Source organism: Jidongwangia harbinensis (assembly GCF_020216025.1).
Taxonomy (GTDB): Bacteria; Actinomycetota; Actinomycetes; order Mycobacteriales; family Micromonosporaceae; genus Actinoplanes; species Actinoplanes harbinensis.
This window is the reverse complement of sequence record NZ_JAIWNC010000011.1, coordinates 50,612-66,404: the sequence shown is the minus strand read 5'-3', so window position 1 is coordinate 66,404 and position 15,793 is coordinate 50,612. Positions and strand designations below refer to the sequence as shown.

The 15,793-nt window shown below is 72.1% G+C and carries 19 protein-coding genes; 8 read left to right on the top strand and 11 right to left on the bottom strand.

Annotated features, from left to right (window positions below):
• The first annotated feature begins 49 nt into the window (after positions 1-49).
• Both LDL48_RS16515 and LDL48_RS16510 read left to right on the top strand, forming a co-directional pair.
• Positions 50-673 (top strand): helix-turn-helix transcriptional regulator, encoded by a 624-nt coding sequence (locus LDL48_RS16515; RefSeq protein ID WP_225256018.1) that lies wholly within the window; start codon positions 50-52, stop codon positions 671-673.
• 40 nt (positions 674-713) lie between these two features.
• Positions 714-1,760, top strand: a complete 1,047-nt coding sequence (locus LDL48_RS16510) for a S66 family peptidase (RefSeq protein WP_225256017.1) — start codon at positions 714-716, stop codon at positions 1,758-1,760.
• Positions 1,761-1,764: 4 nt separating this feature from the next.
• On the opposite strand, the gene LDL48_RS16505 is transcribed toward LDL48_RS16510, so the two are convergent.
• The 5 genes from LDL48_RS16505 to LDL48_RS16485 all read right to left on the bottom strand — a co-directional run bounded on the left by LDL48_RS16505 (position 1,765) and on the right by LDL48_RS16485 (position 3,902).
• Positions 1,765-2,400 carry a TetR/AcrR family transcriptional regulator gene (locus LDL48_RS16505; protein WP_225256016.1) on the bottom strand — a complete coding sequence of 212 codons (636 nt, stop codon included), beginning with the start codon at positions 2,398-2,400 and terminating at the stop codon, positions 1,765-1,767.
• An 82-nt stretch (positions 2,401-2,482) separates the two neighbouring features.
• Positions 2,483-2,887 (bottom strand): PIN domain-containing protein, encoded by a 405-nt coding sequence (locus tag LDL48_RS16500; RefSeq protein WP_225256015.1) that lies wholly within the window; start codon positions 2,885-2,887, stop codon positions 2,483-2,485.
• Positions 2,884-3,060: a hypothetical protein gene (locus LDL48_RS16495; RefSeq protein ID WP_225256014.1), complete on the bottom strand. Its 177-nt coding sequence runs from the start codon at positions 3,058-3,060 to the stop codon at positions 2,884-2,886. Before LDL48_RS16495 ends, LDL48_RS16500 begins: the two co-directional genes overlap by 4 nt.
• Positions 3,061-3,110: 50 nt before the next feature.
• Entirely contained in the window at positions 3,111-3,380 is a 270-nt protein-coding gene (locus tag LDL48_RS16490; protein WP_225256013.1) for a DUF6582 domain-containing protein, read from the bottom strand.
• Positions 3,381-3,422: 42 nt separating this feature from the next.
• A complete protein-coding gene (locus tag LDL48_RS16485) occupies positions 3,423-3,902 on the bottom strand; it encodes a response regulator transcription factor (RefSeq protein WP_225256012.1) in 480 nt (159 codons plus the stop codon).
• A gap of 123 nt (positions 3,903-4,025) precedes the next feature.
• On the opposite strand from LDL48_RS16485, the gene LDL48_RS16480 reads away from it, so the two are divergent.
• Positions 4,026-4,532 carry a GNAT family N-acetyltransferase gene (locus LDL48_RS16480; RefSeq protein ID WP_225256011.1) on the top strand — a complete coding sequence of 169 codons (507 nt, stop codon included), beginning with the start codon at positions 4,026-4,028 and terminating at the stop codon, positions 4,530-4,532.
• A 7-nt stretch (positions 4,533-4,539) separates the two neighbouring features.
• Here the strand turns inward: LDL48_RS16480 and LDL48_RS16475 are convergent, their stop codons facing one another.
• From LDL48_RS16475 to pseB, 6 genes are all read right to left on the bottom strand, one after another.
• A complete protein-coding gene (locus LDL48_RS16475) occupies positions 4,540-5,514 on the bottom strand; it encodes a spore coat protein (protein ID WP_225256193.1) in 975 nt (324 codons plus the stop codon).
• Between the two features lie 109 nt (positions 5,515-5,623).
• On the bottom strand, positions 5,624-6,355 hold the full coding sequence (locus tag LDL48_RS16470) for a cytidylyltransferase domain-containing protein (RefSeq protein WP_225256010.1): 732 nt from the start codon (positions 6,353-6,355) through the stop codon (positions 5,624-5,626).
• A gap of 33 nt (positions 6,356-6,388) precedes the next feature.
• Positions 6,389-8,038: a hypothetical protein gene (locus tag LDL48_RS16465; RefSeq protein ID WP_225256009.1), complete on the bottom strand. Its 1,650-nt coding sequence runs from the start codon at positions 8,036-8,038 to the stop codon at positions 6,389-6,391.
• On the bottom strand, positions 8,035-8,913 hold the full coding sequence (locus LDL48_RS16460) for a hypothetical protein (protein ID WP_225256008.1): 879 nt from the start codon (positions 8,911-8,913) through the stop codon (positions 8,035-8,037). Before LDL48_RS16460 ends, LDL48_RS16465 begins: the two co-directional genes overlap by 4 nt.
• A 26-nt stretch (positions 8,914-8,939) precedes the next feature.
• The gene (locus LDL48_RS16455) at positions 8,940-10,064 is read right to left on the bottom strand and encodes a DegT/DnrJ/EryC1/StrS family aminotransferase (RefSeq protein ID WP_225256007.1); all 1,125 of its coding nucleotides are present in this window, start codon (positions 10,062-10,064) and stop codon (positions 8,940-8,942) included.
• Positions 10,064-11,044 carry a UDP-N-acetylglucosamine 4,6-dehydratase (inverting) gene (pseB, locus tag LDL48_RS16450; protein ID WP_225256006.1) on the bottom strand — a complete coding sequence of 327 codons (981 nt, stop codon included), beginning with the start codon at positions 11,042-11,044 and terminating at the stop codon, positions 10,064-10,066. Before pseB ends, LDL48_RS16455 begins: the two co-directional genes overlap by 1 nt.
• A 185-nt stretch (positions 11,045-11,229) precedes the next feature.
• Between pseB and LDL48_RS16445 the strand changes: the two genes are divergently transcribed.
• From LDL48_RS16445 to LDL48_RS16425, 5 genes are read left to right on the top strand one after another with little or no spacing between them, the layout of a single operon-like run.
• Entirely contained in the window at positions 11,230-11,475 is a 246-nt protein-coding gene (locus tag LDL48_RS16445; RefSeq protein ID WP_225256005.1) for an acyl carrier protein, read from the top strand.
• Positions 11,468-12,205, top strand: coding sequence for an SDR family NAD(P)-dependent oxidoreductase (locus tag LDL48_RS16440; protein WP_225256004.1), 738 nt, complete (start codon positions 11,468-11,470; stop codon positions 12,203-12,205). The genes LDL48_RS16445 and LDL48_RS16440 overlap by 8 nt, the downstream gene beginning before the upstream one ends.
• Positions 12,202-13,545 (top strand): AMP-binding protein, encoded by a 1,344-nt coding sequence (locus LDL48_RS16435; protein ID WP_225256003.1) that lies wholly within the window; start codon positions 12,202-12,204, stop codon positions 13,543-13,545. The genes LDL48_RS16440 and LDL48_RS16435 overlap by 4 nt, the downstream gene beginning before the upstream one ends.
• Positions 13,542-14,582: a LuxE/PaaK family acyltransferase gene (locus LDL48_RS16430; RefSeq protein WP_225256002.1), complete on the top strand. Its 1,041-nt coding sequence runs from the start codon at positions 13,542-13,544 to the stop codon at positions 14,580-14,582. Before LDL48_RS16435 ends, LDL48_RS16430 begins: the two co-directional genes overlap by 4 nt.
• Entirely contained in the window at positions 14,582-15,784 is a 1,203-nt protein-coding gene (locus LDL48_RS16425; RefSeq protein ID WP_225256001.1) for an acyl-CoA reductase, read from the top strand. Before LDL48_RS16430 ends, LDL48_RS16425 begins: the two co-directional genes overlap by 1 nt.
• Positions 15,785-15,793 lie beyond the last annotated feature (9 nt).

The window sequence follows — 15,793 nt, the reverse complement described above, 5'->3', positions numbered from 1 at the left end:
GCGCGCCTCCACACTGTTCGTAATTGACAGTGGTCCATCGGAGGTAGCAGTGGAACCGATCCGGGTAGCCCTGCAGGCTACTGACCCGCTCAGTCACGCCGGGCTCGCCAACATCCTGCAAGCCCGCGAGGGATTCCGGCTCCTGCCCAGGACCGGACGGTCGGAAGCCGACGTCCTCGTGGTCGCGACCGACCGACTGACCGCGGAAATCATCGCGTCCCTGCGTCGCGCGGCCGGTGAGATGCCGGCTCCGGTCGTGCTGGTGGTCAACGAGATCACCGAGTCGGAGCTGCTCACCGCGGTGGAGTGCCGGGTGGTGGCGGTCCTGCCGCGCGCCGCGGTCACCGCCGAGCGGCTGACGCAGAGCATCACGGCCGCCGCCCAGGGTGGTGGCGTGCTGCCGTCCAACCTGGTGGGCGAACTGCTCAAGCACGTCCAGCGGCTGCAGCGGGAGGTGGTCACGCCGTCCGGGATCAGTTCCGCCGGGCTCACCCAGCGTGAGGTCGACGTGCTGCGCCTGATGGCGGACGGCCTCGACACCAACGAGATCGCCGGCAAGCTGTGCTACTCGGAGCGCACCGTGAAGAACGTCATCTACGGCGTCACCCACCGGCTCAAGCTGCGCAACCGGTCGCACGCGGTGGCGTACGCGCTCCGCAGCGGGATCATCTGACGCCGCGAATTCCGGTTGCCCGGGCGGGTTGGATGGACCCATGGCACCCGCTCTGACCACCCCGCCCAAGCTCCGCCCCGGTGACCGGGTCGCGATCGTCTCGCCGTCGTTCGCCGCGCCCGGTGCGTTTCCGGCCGTGCACGAGCAGGCGTTGCGCCGGCTGCGCACCGAGTTCGCCCTGGAGCCGGTGGAGTATCCGACCACCCGGCGCCTCGGTGCGTCGCCGGCCGACCGCGCCGCGGACCTGATGGCGGCGTACGCCGACCCCACCATCCGGGCGGTCCTGGCCACCATCGGCGGCGACGACCAGATCACCGTGCTGCCGCACCTGGACCCCGCGCCGTTCCGGGCCGACCCCAAGCCGTTCTTCGGCTACTCCGACAACACCAACCTGCTGAACTGGCTGTGGGCGCACGGCATCGCCGGCTACCACGGCGGTTCCACCATGGTGCACCTGGCGCGCGGCGCCGGCCTGCAACCGGTGTCGACCCGGTCGCTGCGGGCCGCGCTCTTCACCACCGGCGACCTGGAGATCCACCCGGTGGAGCGGTTCAGCGAGGAGGAGGTCGACTGGGCCGACCCGGCCGCGCTGACCGGGTCCGCGCCGCAGACGCACAGTCCCGGCTGGGTGTGGCACCGGCCGGACACCGTGGTCAGCGCGCCGACCTGGGGCGGCAACCTGGAGATCCTGCACTGGAACCTGGCCGTGAACCGGTGGATCCGCCCGGTCGAGGAGTACGCCGGGTGCGTGCTGCTGCTCGAGACGTCCGAGGAGATGCCGAGCGCCGAGGACGTGTACCGGATGCTGCGCAACGCCGGGGAGCGCGGCCTGCTCCGGCAGTTCCCCGCCGTGCTGGTCGGTACCGCCAAGGGGACGAGCCTGGCCGAGCGGCGCGCCCCGGAGGAGCGGCAGGCGTACCGCGACGGCCAGCGGGAGGCGGTGCTCCAGGCGCTGAGCGACTACCACCCGGAGGCGATGGCGGTGTTCGGCGTGGACTTCGGACACACCGACCCGCAGTGGGTGCTGCCGTACGGCGGGCGGATCACCGTGGACGGACCGGCCCGGCGGATCACCGCGCACTACTGAGGGCCTACTCCGCCTGACCGAAAGTGGCCACCTCGGCCTCGAACAGTTCGTCGGCGTCCAGCCCCATCGAGGCGAAGTTGCCCTCGATCTCCAGGCTGACCAGGCCGTGCATCCGGCTCCACAGCAGGACCGCCCGGGCCGCGGCGCCCGGGTCCAGTTCCTCGTGCCCGCGCCGGCGCCCCCACTCGGTGAGCTGGCCGGCCAGCGGCCGACTCGGGGCCGGACCGGTGGTCAGCACGCCGAGCACCACGTCCATCACCGCCTGCGCGGCCTTGACCAGGTGCTCGTCGTGGGCGTCGTATCCGGGAAGGGGCGCAGCGAAGAGCAGTCGGTACCGGTGTGGCTGCGCGGTGGCCCACGCCCGGTACGCGGCGGCCATCTCGCGCAGACCCGGCCCGGCCGCCTCCAGTTCCGCCGCCAGATCGGTGTACGCGTCCACGATCAGCTCGGTGAGCAGCGCGTCCCGCCCGGCGTAGTAGCGGTACAGCGCCGGACCGGAAACGCCCAGTTCCTTGGCGATCGCGTTGACGGAGAGGGCGGCCGGCCCGCCCTCGGCCAACTGCCGTAGCGCCACGTCCTTGATCTCCTGCAGCATCTGGGCGCGGAATCTGTCCCGGATGCCGCCGGCCGCCGATGCCACGTGATCTCCCCCTACGCCGTCGCGGACCCGAACGCTACGGGCTCACCCTGACGCTAGAGTATCTAACCGCCGGCGTGGGGTATCAGTTCGCCGACGTTTCGGGCGGCAACGAGATCAGGTAATCCACCACGCCGCTCGTTTCATACAGCCTCGGTCGCGCGGTCAGCATCGGGCACCGGTGGTCGATGGCGGCCAGCGCCGCGGACGCGGCATCCACGTGCTCGACATCCCGATACATCGCCGCGAGAGCGGGCCAGTCGGATCCGTTCAGGTCGAGAATCGCGGTGGCCCGGTGCTCCAGCAGAAGGTCCAGCCAGCCCGTGTCGGTGAGCCGGTGACCGGCCTCCACGAGGCTGAGCACGGGCAGCCCGACCGCGCCCCGCTCGTCGTCGATCTCGCTGAGCGTCTCGCCGACGTCGACCGAGCCGCGGGTGCAAGCGATGATCGCCGAAGTATCCAGAATGATGTGGACCGGGCGTTCGGTCACGCCGACCGCCGATCCAGCCCGTACCGCGACCGCAGCGCGTCCCGATCCTCCGGGGTCATCCGCGCTTCGGCCTCGAGGCGGCGAGCGCGGGCGCGGGACATGCCGCCTTTGGAGATGAAGATGCCGCGTTCGTCGATGAATCCGTCGTTCGCTTCCTGCTCCCCGTCGGCCATGGACCGATAGTACAGATGTTCGGGTAGGGGTGTCAGCCCGCGGAGGCGGGTCAGTCGACCAGTTCGCGCCAGTCCGACTCGCCCAGCTCGATGTCGTAGTGCTTCGCGGCCGCCCGGATGTTCGCGAACGCCTGGTCGCGTTCCGCGTCCGTGACGTCCTGGACCTGGGCGAAGCGGGCCAGCGCGTTTCGTACGTGCCGGGCGTCGGTCAGGGGTTCCTTGCGCTTGCCCGGGAACGCGTATGCGCTGTCGGGCAGGTCCTTACGGTCCCCGGCCGAGAGCGTGCCGTGCTCGTCCACGGGCTTCCAGGTGGTAGCCATACTCCGCCGGTACCCGGGTGCGCCGGCCGCGACACCCCTCGGTCAGGCGCTGTGCCGGAACGGTTGCACCCGGGGCAGCGGCGCCGCGCCCGGCCGGTGCAGCGCGTGCCGGGCGGCCAGCATCGCGGCGGTGGCGGACCGGGTGGTTCCGCCGGGGCGGCGCAGCAGCATGCTGTCCAGGCGCGCGGCCAGTTCGGCGCGGTGGAACGGCTTGGTCAGGTAGTCGTCCGCGCCGGCCAGCATGGCCTCGACCACCCGGTGATCGTTCACGTCGGCGGTCACGAACATGATCGGCAGCAGCGCGGTGGCCGGCTCGTGGCGCAGCCGGCGGCAGAAGTCGATGCCGGACTCGTCGGGCATCCGGACGTCGAGCAGCATGGCGTCGACGGTCCCGGCGCCGATCAGGGTGTGCGCGGTGAGGGTGTCGCCGGCTTCCACCGCGTCATGGCCGAGCTTGCGCAGGGTGAGCGTCAGCAGTTCACGGTGGTCGGCGTCGTCGTCGGCTACGAGCACGGTCGGCACACGTACCTCCTTCGGTTTGTTCCCCACCCTGTTCGGCACACCCGGTCCCGGCGCTGAGCCGTTTGCGGGTACCGGCGGCGCCGGGGCCGGTGTGGCGGGTGGGACGGCCGTATTGTGGGGGTCGTGATCCGGCTCGCCACCGAGGCCGACCTTGCGGGCTTGCGCGACATCGAACGCGCGGCCGGGCGGGCGTTCGCGGACATCGGCATGGCGGCGATCGCCGCCGACGAGCCGCCGACGCTCGAGGTGCTCCGCCACTACCGGCGGAACGGTCGCGCCTGGGTCTACCTGCGGACCGCGCCGGTGGCCTATCTGCTCGCCCGGTGGGCGGACGGCGCCGTGCACGTCGAGCAGGTGTCCGTGCACCCGGACCAGGCCGGCCACGGAATCGGGCGGGCCCTGATCGAGCACGTGGCCGGCTGGGCCCGGGAGCGCGGCGCGCGGGCGCTCACCCTCACCACGTTCGCGGAGGTGGCCTGGAACGCGCCCTACTACGAGCGGCGGTGCGGGTTCCGCCGACTGCGCGACGACGAACTGGGCCCGGAGCTGCGTGACATCCGGGCCGCCGAGGCGGGACACGGGCTGGACCGCTGGCCGCGGGTGGCCATGCGCCGCGACCTGGAGCCGTAGCGGGGCGTCAGGGTGCGGTGAGCGAGTCGGCGACCCGTTCCACACCGCGCCCGTCCACCGCCGCCCAGGCCCGGGCGGACAGCGCGGCCCGGCGCGGCGCGTCGGTCAGCAGGTCCCGGAGCACCGCCACGGCGGCCTGCGCCTCGGCCGAGTCCGGCTCCCGGAGCGACGGCAGGTGCCCGACCCCGGCGGCGAGACCGCGTTCGATCGTGCGGCCGTACCCGAGGATCTGGTTCTCCACCACCCAGACCAGCGCGGCCGGCAGGCCCAGGCAGAGCAGTTCCCAGGTGGACGTGCCGCTGGCGCTGACCGCCAGGTCGGCGTCCGCGAGCAGCTTGGGCAGGTCGTCGGTGGGCGCGATGACGTCGATCCGCTGTTCCGGCCCGGGCCGGAGCGCGAGCAGCTCGGCGCGCAGCTCGTCGTCCGCGGCCACCACCACGGCCTCGAACGCCGCGCCGGTGCGCACCAGCAGGCCGGCCAGGACCGGCGCGGCACGGTAGGCGTCGGTGCCGCCGAAGAAACACACCACCCGGGGGGTACGCCCGGAGCCGGCGACCCGGGGCGCCGGTGGACGCAGCCGGCGTACCACCGAGCGCAGCAGCGCGTAGTCGAGGCCGGCCAGCCGCACCGCGCCCGCGGGCAGGGCCGGGTCGGCCAGGTCCGAGTCGAGGTTCTGGTCGACGTAGAGGTCGGCCTGCTGCCCGAGCAGGTCCCCGTCCACCACGGCGAGCACCCGGCGGCCGGAGGCCCGCAGCGCGCCGCTCTGGCCGGCCGGCAGGGTGTACGAGTCCAGGATCACCGCGTCGAGCGCCAGCCGGTCCGCCGCGGCGAGCAGCCCGGCCGTGTCGGCGGGCGCCGGGTGCCACGGCAGTCCCCGGGCGCGGAGCTGCTGCTCGGCCCAGGGCAGACCGCCCAGGTCGCTCAGGAAGTGCACGTCCACGCCGCGGGCGGTCAGTTCCTCGGCGAGCGCCACGCACCGCACCAGATGACCGACCCCGGTACGCGCTCCCGCGTCACACCGAACCCCGACGATCACGCCGAGCCGCCCTTGGCGTGCGCTCCCGGCCCCTGCTTCGCTGCGGTGCAGTCGCTCACGCCTGGACTAGGGCCTTCTGCTCCACGTGCGCGTTGAGGGCGGTCAGTTCGGGACGGTGGGCCAGCCAGTCGGTGAGCGTGCGCACCGGCACCGCCTGGTCGCCGAAGTGCGCGATGACCGCCTCGATCAGCGCCCAGTCCTCCGGGGTGTCCAGCGTCAGGCGCAGGTGCGACAGGTCGGGCTGCAGCGTGAGCCCGAGCACCGTGTAGTCCTCCGGGTGGGAGTAGATGTACGACGTCACGTGCGTGCGGTGGTAGTCGGTGGCCAGCTTGTCGATCGACCGCAGCACGTCGGTGCGGACCACCTCGACGTCCAGGCCGCGGGGCAGCGTGCGGTGGATCGACGTGCTCAGGTAGTCGACGTACGGCGCCGCGGTGAACACCTTGACGGCCAGCGCGATGAGTTCCGGGTCGAGCAGCGGCGAGTCGGCGGTGAACCGCAGCACGACGTCCGACTCGTACTCGTCGAGCACGCCGAGGAAGCGGGCGAGCACGTCGTCGACCGGGCCGCGGTACACCGGGACACCGATCCGCTCACACTCCGCCACGATCTGGTCGTCGAGTGGTTCCTCGGTGGTGGCGACGACGAGCTGGTCGAGCACCTCGCTGGCCTGGGCGGCGCGGATGACCCGGTCCAGCACGGTGCGTCCGCTGAGCCGGCGGAGCACCTTGCCGGAGAGCCGGGTGGAGTCCATCCGGGCTTGGACGATGCCGAGCGTAGACATCAACGTTCCTTCGTCGAGAGGGTATGCGGTCTGTGGTCAGTGCCGGGCGCGACGCAACAGGTCACGGGCCCGGCGGGCGGCACCCATCCCGACTTCCGCCACCTTGTAGGCGCGTGAGCCGCGAAGGGCGCGGAGCTGCTTACGGGTTTTCCGCAGCTCCTTCTCCTTGCCCGCGAGCTGTTTCTCGTACCACTTCACGTGCTTTCGGGTGTCGTCCAGCTGTTGCCGGAGCGCACGGAGCTGTTCCTGGTGCTCCCGCAGCGAGTCCGGCGGCGGCACCTCGGCGGGCACCGGGGTACCGAACTCGTCCGGGTCCACGTCCAGGCCGGCGGCGCCGACCAGGACGGCGGTGAGCGTACCGGCCTCCGTGGCGGCCGGCCAAGGATGTGCGTATCCGCCGGTCAGCAGCGTGTCGGCGAACCGGTGCAGGGCGGCCACCGCGGCGGCCGGCGCGCTCACCGTGGTGGTGCCGAGCCGGCTCGGGTCGAGCAGCGCGTACGTGTCACCGTCCAGCAACACGTTGTCGACGGTGGCGTAGCCGCGTTCCGCCGACAACGTGCCGAGCCACTCGGCCCAGCCGGTCAGCAACCGCCGCACGGCGGGCAGGTCGTAGCGGACGCACGCGCCGAGCAGCAGTTCCTCCAGCAGCCGGCCGGTGGGCATCGGCCCGTCCAGCCGGCCCGGGTCCCGCTGCGGCGTGGCCCGGGTCTCGCCGCCGACCACCCGTCGTTCCCAGGTGCCCTCGGGGGTTCGGGTCAGTTCGGTCACCGGGCCGTCACCGGAGAGCACCGGCGGCAGCGCCGGGGCGGTCGCCGGCCGGGTCGCCCGGTGCGCCACCACCAGCCAGGACGCGGCCAGTTCCGGGCCGAGGCCGGCCCGCACGGCGGTCCCGGCCAGGCGCCGGGGGTCGCTGAGCACCGGGGCACCGGCGTACGCGGCGGCGACCGCACCCGCGGCCGCGGCGGCGAGCGCACCGCCCGGTCCGGCGCGCAGCGCGTCCGGGGTGGCGATCAGGGCCGGCGCGTGGGGGAGCGGCCAGGTCGCGCCCAGCCAGCCCACCTCCAGCCCTTCGCCGGTGAGCAGGGCGGTGAGGCGGTCCGGGGTGCCGGGCCGGCTGTCGTCGAACTCGCCGAGCGGGTACCACTCGCTGTCGGTGTGCGGCGAGGTGGACGGCGAGCGGTCGACCAGGCGGTGCACGCCGAGTTCGTTCTCCACGCTGAGCAGCAGCGTGCCGCCCGGCCGCAGGACCCGCTGCAGCGCCCGCACGCTCTCCCGCCAGTCGTACTGGGGTCCTTCCACCGAGCACAGCCGGTCCACGCCGTCGAGCGCGATCACCAGGTCGTAGCGTTCGGCGTCGGTGAGCTTGGCCAGCGTGCCGCAGAGCACGGCGCCGCCGTTCCCGGCCGCCGCGGTGGCGTCGACGTGCGAACGCAGCAGCAGGGTCACCGACGCCTGCCGGGCCAGCGCGTTCACCAGCGTCTCGTCGTGCGGACCGGCCACCAGCACCTGTCCGCCGGGCGGGACCAGCGGCGCCAGGCGGTCGAGCAGGTGGGCGAGGACGGGACCGCCGGCCGGGGGGCGCTCGTCCGGGCGCCGGTCGGACCACTTCAGCATCTCGCCGCCGATCATGGACATGCCCGGCATCACGCTGAGCTCCTTCTCTTCGCCCGCGGCCTGACTCGTCATGCCGCTTCCTCGGAGAGCACGGACTTCGCGTCGGCGACCACCGCGGTCTCGGCCGGCTCCAGGTGTCCGCGCCGCCACCCCAGCATCGCGCGCAGTTCGGCCGGTCCGGCCAGCTGCCCGGCGCCCAGCTCGGCGAGCGCGGAGGCGGTCGCCTCGACCGGGTCGGGGTGCACGCCGTGCAGTTCCGGCCACTGCCGGCGGATCCGGTCGGCGGTGGCGATGTCCTCGCGCTCCAGCTGCATCGGGTCGCCGTACACCGCGGGCGCGCAGCCGGCGGCGGCGCCGTAGAGCACGGCGCTGCCCAGCCGGTTGGACGCGACCCGGCGGTGCCGGCGCAGCTCGGCGAGCTGCTTGTAGAGGAACCGGGTGTCGGTGCCGCGCCACTGGTGGCCGCGGTAGCCGTGGCAGACGACCCGGCCGGCCCGCTCGTACTGGGCGCGGATCTCGGCGATGTGGTACTCGTGCCAGTACAGGCAGAACGTCACCGGGCCGGGCTCGGTGGCGATGACCTCGTCGATCAGCCGCTGGTGGTCGCCCTTGACGCCCTGGCGCTCCCAGCCGTGGAACGGGTAGAAGATGGTGCCCTCGCGCTCGTGGTCCGGCTCCGGGTCGGGCTCCACGGCCAGCAGGTACAGCCAGGGGGACCCGGTCACGGTGGCCTGCCGGCGGCCCATCGACCAGGCCCGACGCCGGGTCTGCTCGGACCAGACGAAGATCGGCCGGCCACTCACGTACGGCGTGCCGCCGCCCAGCCCGTCCACCACGTTCCAGCCGTGCTGGACGTACCCGTCAATTCTGGGCGGTTTGTCCCGATCCAGGCCACAGTACTCGGCCAGCACGTGGGCGTGGCCGTAGAAGTGGTTGGCGTGGTGCACCGGGTCAGCTCCTCCGGGGCCGGCGGTCAGCCGGCCAGGATGGTCCGCAGAGTCTCCACGACGCGATCCTGCTCGGCGTCGGTGAGATCCACGAACAGCGGCAACGAGAGTTGCTCAGCGTAGAACAACTCCGCGACCGGGCACATGCCGCGACGGTAACCCAGGTCCTCGAACACCGGGTGCCAGTACGCCGGGATGTAGTTGACCTGCACACCGATGCCCGCCGCCCGGAGCCGGTCGTAGACCTCGCGGCGCCGGCCGTCCAGAATCCGCACCGGATACAGGTGACGCATCGGATCGACCCAGGCACGCCGGGTGGGCAGGCGGAGACCGGGCACGTCGGCGAGCAGTTCGTCGTAGCGGGCGGACAGCTCGGCACGGCGGGCCTTGAACGCGCCCAGCCGCTGCAACTGCGAGCTGCCCAGCGCGCACAGCACGTCGGGCAGCCGGTAGTTGAGCCCGAACTCGTGCACCTCCTGGTGCCAGCCGCCCTCGTCCGGCTGGCGCATCCGGGAACGGTCGCGCACCAGGCCGACCGTGCGGAACGTGCGGGCCCGCCGGACCAGCTCCGGGTCGGGCGACGCCACCGCGCCGCCCTCCGCCGTGGTCAGGTTCTTGGTCGGGAAGAAGGAGAAGGTGGTGAGGTCGGCCAGCGTGCCCACCGGCCGGCCACGGTACGTCGAGCCGATCGCGTGCGCCGCGTCGGCCAGCAGCGTCGCCCCCGCGGTGTCGGCGATCTTGCGGAGTTCGTCGTACTCGGCGGGGTGGCCGGCGTAGTCGACGGCCGTCACGGCCCGGGTCCGGGACGTGGTGAGCGCCTGGACCGCCGCCGGGTCGAGGTTCGCGGTGTCCTCCTCGACGTCCGCGAAGACCACGGTGGCGCCGAGCATGGCGGCCGTCGACGCGGTGGCCACGAACGTCATCGGGGTGGTGATGACCTCGTCGCCGGCCCCGATGCCGGCGGCCGCGTACGCGGTGTGCAGCGCCGCGGTGCCGTTGATCACCGAGACGCAGGGTGCGCCGGCCACCGCCTCCAGGTCGGCCTCGAACGCCTCGACCCGGGGCCCGGTGGTGAGCCAGTCGGTGCGCAGGGCGGCGGTGACGGCCTCGATGTCCGCTTCGGTGATCTGCTGCTTGCCGTACGGCAGCATCACTTGTCCTCGAGCAGCGCGCGCATCTCGTCGACGGAGAGCCACAGGTCGTTGTTGTCCGAGCGGTAGTTGAAGCCGTCCTCGACCGGCTCGCCACCGGTCGGCGTCTGGTAGCCCCAGCTCGCCACCACCGGCTGGACCAGGTAGCGGTCCGGGAAGCGCAGCGTGCGACGGCTGTCGTCGGCGGCGATCATCTCCTCGTGCAGCTTCTCGCCGGGACGCATGCCCATCTCGTGGGTGGGCGCGTCCGCCGCCACGGCCTGGATCAGGTCGAGGATGCGCATGCTCGGGATGCGCGGCACGAACAGCTCGCCGCCCTGCATCACGTCGAAGGAGTCGACCACGAACCGGACCGCGGCGGGCAGCGTGATCCAGAACCGGGTCATCCGCTTGTCGGTGACCGGCAGGCTCTTGCCCTCGGCGTTGAGCCGGCGGAACAGCGGCACCACGGAACCGCGGCTGCCCATCACGTTGCCGTAGCGGACCACGGCGAACCGGGTGGGGTGGGTGGCGGCGTAGTGGTTGCCGGCGATGAAGAGCTTGTCCGCGACCAGCTTGGTGGCGCCGTACAGGTTGATCGGGCTGGACGCCTTGTCGGTGGAGAGGGCGACCACCTTCTGTACGCCGGCGTTGATTGCGGCGTCGATCACATTCTGCGAGCCGTTGATGTTGGTCGCGACGTATTCGGACGGGTTGTACTCCGCGGTGTCGACCTGCTTGAGCGCGGCCGCGTGCACCACGTAGTCGATCCCGTGCATGGCGCGTTCGAGCCGCTGCAGGTCGCGGATGTCACCGATGAAGAAGCGCAGCCGCGGGTCGTCGCCGAACATCTGGCGGACCTCATACTGCTTCAGCTCGTCACGCGAGAACACCACGATGCGCTGCGGGTCAAGGTGCTCCAGCGCATGGCCCAGGAACGCCTTGCCGAAAGAGCCGGTGGCTCCGGTGACAAGGATGGACGATCCGCTCAGTACAGACACAAACGCTCCCGGGGGTGGGGTACGACAGCCGGCTCGATGCGGAAGCATAACCGGGCCATCCCACGGTGGGTTACCGGCCGACACATGACGGCGGCAATTCACCCCTCGTTAAGCTGCTATTTCGAGCCTCGTCGGCCGTGCTGCCACAATGTAGTGTCCCTCGCTCGCCCCAATGGGAGAACCCAATGACTGAACTGCAGAGACTTCGGAACGCGTTCCGGACGTCACTGGACCTGGCGCCCGACGCTCCCGTGGACGATCTGCAATATCAGGACAACGCTCAGTGGGATTCGCTGGCGCACATGTCGTTGGTCGCCGCGATCGAGGACGAGTTCGACATCATGATTGATACGGACGATGTCATCAACATGAGCAGCTTCGCCGAGGCTGTCCGAATTCTCGGTAAGTACGGGGTGACGTTCGATGAGTGACCGCGTGGCCGGAGTCACCGGAGCATCCCGGGGCATCGGCCGCGCCGTCGCGCAGCGGCTCGCCGAGCAGGGACACGACCTGGTGCTGCACGGCCACGGCGCGGACGCGGTGACCGAGGTCGCCGCGGAGCTCTCCGCCAAGTACGGCGTGACGGCCGTCGCCACCCACGGTGACATCGCGGATCCGGAGACCAGCCGGGTGATGATGCGGGTGGCGTTCGAGAACTTCCGCCGCCTGGACGCGCTGGTGGTCAACGCCGGTACGCACGCGGCCGGGATGCTCGGCATGACCGACGACGCCACCGTGCAGCGGCTCTTCGCGGTCAACGCGGTCGGTGCGGCGCACACCCTGCAGGGCGCCGTCCGGCTGCTCGGCCGTGGGCGTACCCCCGCGGTGGTCCTGGTGTCGTCCATCACCGGCACGGTCGGCATCGCCGGCCAGGCCGTGTACGCGGCCAGCAAGGCCGCGGTGGCCGCGCTGGCCCGCTCGGCGGCCAAGGAACTCGGCCCGCGCGGCATCCGGGTCAACGCGGTGGCACCCGGCTTCATCGCCACCGACATGCTCGCCACGCTGGACGACGAGGGCCGCGGCAAGCGCATCGGCGACACCGCGTTGGGCCGGCTCGGTGAGCCGGGCGAGGTGGCCGACGTGATCGCCTTCCTGCTGTCCGACCAGGCCCGGTTCGTCACCGGGCAGGTGCTGGGCGTCGACGGAGGTCTGACGCTGTGACCCTGCTGCACCCGCAGGCCCGCCTCATCGATGCGACCTCGGGTGAGGTCGCCGACGGCGCGGTACTCCGGTCCCTGGTCGACGCGGCGGTCGCCGAGTACGCCGGCCGGCCGGCCGGTGCGGTGTTCGCCCTGATGAGTACGGACATCCCGACCATCGCCCGTTACCTCGCGGCGCTCGAGGCCGGGCGCCCGATCGCGCTGCTCGACCCGCAGCTCGCCCGCGAGTCTCTGCTCGACTTCGTGGACCGGTTCGCGCCTGTCCTGGTCACCGGCGCCACCGGGGAACCGCCGGCGGGCTACCGGGCGGACGGCGGCGACTGGGTCCGCCAGGGCCCGGCCGCGGCGGTACACCCCGATCTCGGCCTGATGCTCACCACCAGCGGGTCCACCGGCAACCCCAAGCTGGTCCGGCTGTCCGGGGCGGCGGTGCTGGCCAACGCGGAGGCGATCGCGCAGAGCCTCGGCATCACGGCCGGCGAGGTGGCACCCACCACCCTGCCGCTGTTCTACTCCTACGGCATGTCCGTGCTGAACAGCCACCTGCTGCGCGGCGCCACGGTGGTGCTGGAACGCACCGGCATCCTGCAGCGCGACTTCTGGAACGCCACCACCACGTACGGCTTCACCTCGATGGCCGCGGTGCCCTATCAGTACGAGATGCTCCGCCGGCTGCGCTTCGATCCGGCGAAGTACCCGACGCTGCGCACGCTGACCCAGGCCGGCGGGCGGCTGCGGACCGAACTGGTGCAGGACTTCGCGGCCCGGATGGACGCGGTCGGCGGCCGGTTCTTCGTCATGTACGGCCAGACCGAGGCGGCGCCCCGGATGGCCACGCTGCCGCCCGACCGCCTCGCCGACAAGCTGGGCTCGGTCGGCCTCGCGCTGCCCGGCGGGTCCTTCGCGATCGAGGACGACGAGGTGGTCTACCGCGGCCCCAACGTCATGCTGGGGTACGCCGAGACGGCCGCCGACCTGGCCCGCGGCGACGACCTGGGCGGCGTGCTGCGCACCGGCGACCTGGGCCGGCTGGACGACGAGGGCTTCCTGTTCCTGACCGGCCGGCTCAAGCGGATCGGCAAGGTGTTCGGGGTCCGCGTCAACCTGGACGACGTCGAGCGGCATCTGACCGGGCACGGCGCGGTGGCCGCGGTGGCCGGCGAGGACAAACTGCACGTCTTCGTCGAGGGTGCCGACCAGGCGCAGGCCCAGGTGGTCCGCAAGGAACTGGCGGCGTGGCTGGACACACACTTCTCCGGCCTGGATGTGCGCGGCATCGATGCGCTCCCGCTGTTGCCCACGGGTAAGGTCGATTACCGAACCCTGGAGGCGTCGCTGTGAGTGTGTTCACGCTGCCGCAGGCTGCCAAGGAAGCCTCGCTGGTCAAGGAACTGTCCGACCTGGTGGCGCACCACCGCGCCGCCTGCGCGCCGTACCGGAACATCCTGGCCGCCGCCGGCACCCCGGACACGTTCGACCAGGTGGCCGATCTGCCCTGGCTGCCGGTCCGGCTGTTCAAGAACCTGGAACTCAAGAGCATCCCGGACGACGAGGTCTTCAAGGTCCTCACGTCCAGCGGCACCACCGGCGAGGTGAGCCGGATCTATCTGGACAAGGCGGCCGCCGCCACCCAGACCCGGCAGCTCGGCGCGACCGTGCAGACCGTGCTCGGCCCGAAGCGGCTGCCGATGCTGCTGGTGGACACGAAGTCGTTGCTCAAGGACCGGCGTTCGTTCAGCGCCCGGGGCGCCGGCGTGCTCGGCATGGCCACGTTCGGCCGTGACCATGTGTGGGCGCTGGACGCGGACGGCAAACCGGACGTCGAGGCGATCCGGGGCTTCCTGGCCGCGCACGGTGACGCGCCGTTCCTGATCTTCGGGTTCACCTACCTGGTCTGGCTGCACCTCTACGAGGTGGCCCGCGAGCACGGCCTCGACCTGGGCAACGGCATCCTGATCCACTCCGGCGGCTGGAAGAAGCTGGTGGACCAGGCGGTCGACCCGGACGAGTTCCGCCGCCGGCTGTCCGCGGACACCGGCCTGCGGAACGTGCACAACTTCTACGGCATGGTCGAGCAGATCGGCACGATCTTCCTCGAGGGTCCGTCCGGCGGCTCGCTGTACTGCCCGGACTTCGCCGACGTGGTGGTGCGCGACCCGGAGACCTGGGCGGAGCTGCCGCCCGGCAAGCCCGGCCTGCTCGAGGTGGTCAGCACGCTGCCCACGTCGTACCCCGGTCACGTCCTGCTCACCGAGGACCTGGGCGTGGTGCACGGCGTCGACGACGGCGACTGGCCCGGCAAGCGTTTCTCGGTCCTCGGCCGGCTGCCGCGGGCCGAGGCCCGGGGCTGCTCGGACACCTATCAGAAGGCGGCGTGATGCGGATCCGGTTCGGGGCCCCGGCCTCCCTCGACGAGCTGACCGCGCCGTCGCCGGACCGGCTCACCGTGGGCGACCCGCGGGTGGTGGACTTCCTCGCCCGCTTCGCCCGCAAGCTGCTGGTCCCGGCGGTCGCCCGCCGGCACCCCGAGCTGGCCTCGCTCGGGTTCTTCCTGCGGCCGGCCGAACTGGCCCGGGCGGTCACCCACATGCAGCGGACCGACGACGCCCTGGTCTTTCCGCGCGGCAACGTGTTCCACATCCCGCCGGCCAACGTGGACACCATCTTCGTGTACTCCTGGGCGTTGTCCGCGCTGGCCGGCAACCACAACGTGGTACGCATCTCGGAACGCTCCGCCACCGCCGCGGACACCGTGCTGGAGGCGCTGAACGCGACCGTGGCGGACGCCGATCCGGTCATCGCGCGCACCCAGCGCATGGTCACCTACGGCCGGGACGACGCCGTCACCGGCGCGCTGAGCCGGTGGTGCGACCTGCGGGTGATCTGGGGCGGGGACGCCGCGGTCGAGACCATCCGGCGGCAGCCGCTGCGCCCGTCCGCGCGGGACCTGACGTTCCCGGACCGGACGTCCTGGGCCGCGCTGTCGGTCGCCGGCTGGCAGGCCGCCGAGCCGTCCGCCCGGCGGGCCGCGGTCACCGGGTTCTCCAACGACGCCTACTGGTTCGACCAGGCCGCCTGCTCGTCGCCGCGCACCGTCTTCCTGGTCGGCGAGCCGTCCGCGGCCGAGGCCGTGCAGCGGGAGTTCCTCGAGCTGCTCGGTGACGTGGTGGCTGAGCGCGGCTGGACCGTGGACGCCGCGATGGCGGTGGAGAAGCGGGTCAACGCGTACGGGCTGGCCGCGACCGGCGCGGCCACCGCGCTGCACTTCCCGGGCAACGCCGTCACCGGCATCCAGCTGGCCGACGTCGGCGGCATGCCGAGGCGGTGGATCGGGGCCGGCGCGTTCCCGTTCGCCACCGTGTCGTCGCTGGCCGATCTGGTGCCGGTGATGACCCGACAGGATCAGACCTTCAGTCATTTCGGGTTCCCTGCGGAGGAGCTTCGGACCTTCGTCCGGTCATTGGGGGGCCGGGGTATCGACCGGGTTGTACCCTTCGGCTCGGCGTTGACGTTCAGCTCCCTCTGGGACGGCTACGACCTGCCTCACGAGTTCACCCGATTGACCAGCTTGCAGATCTGAGGACCGTGC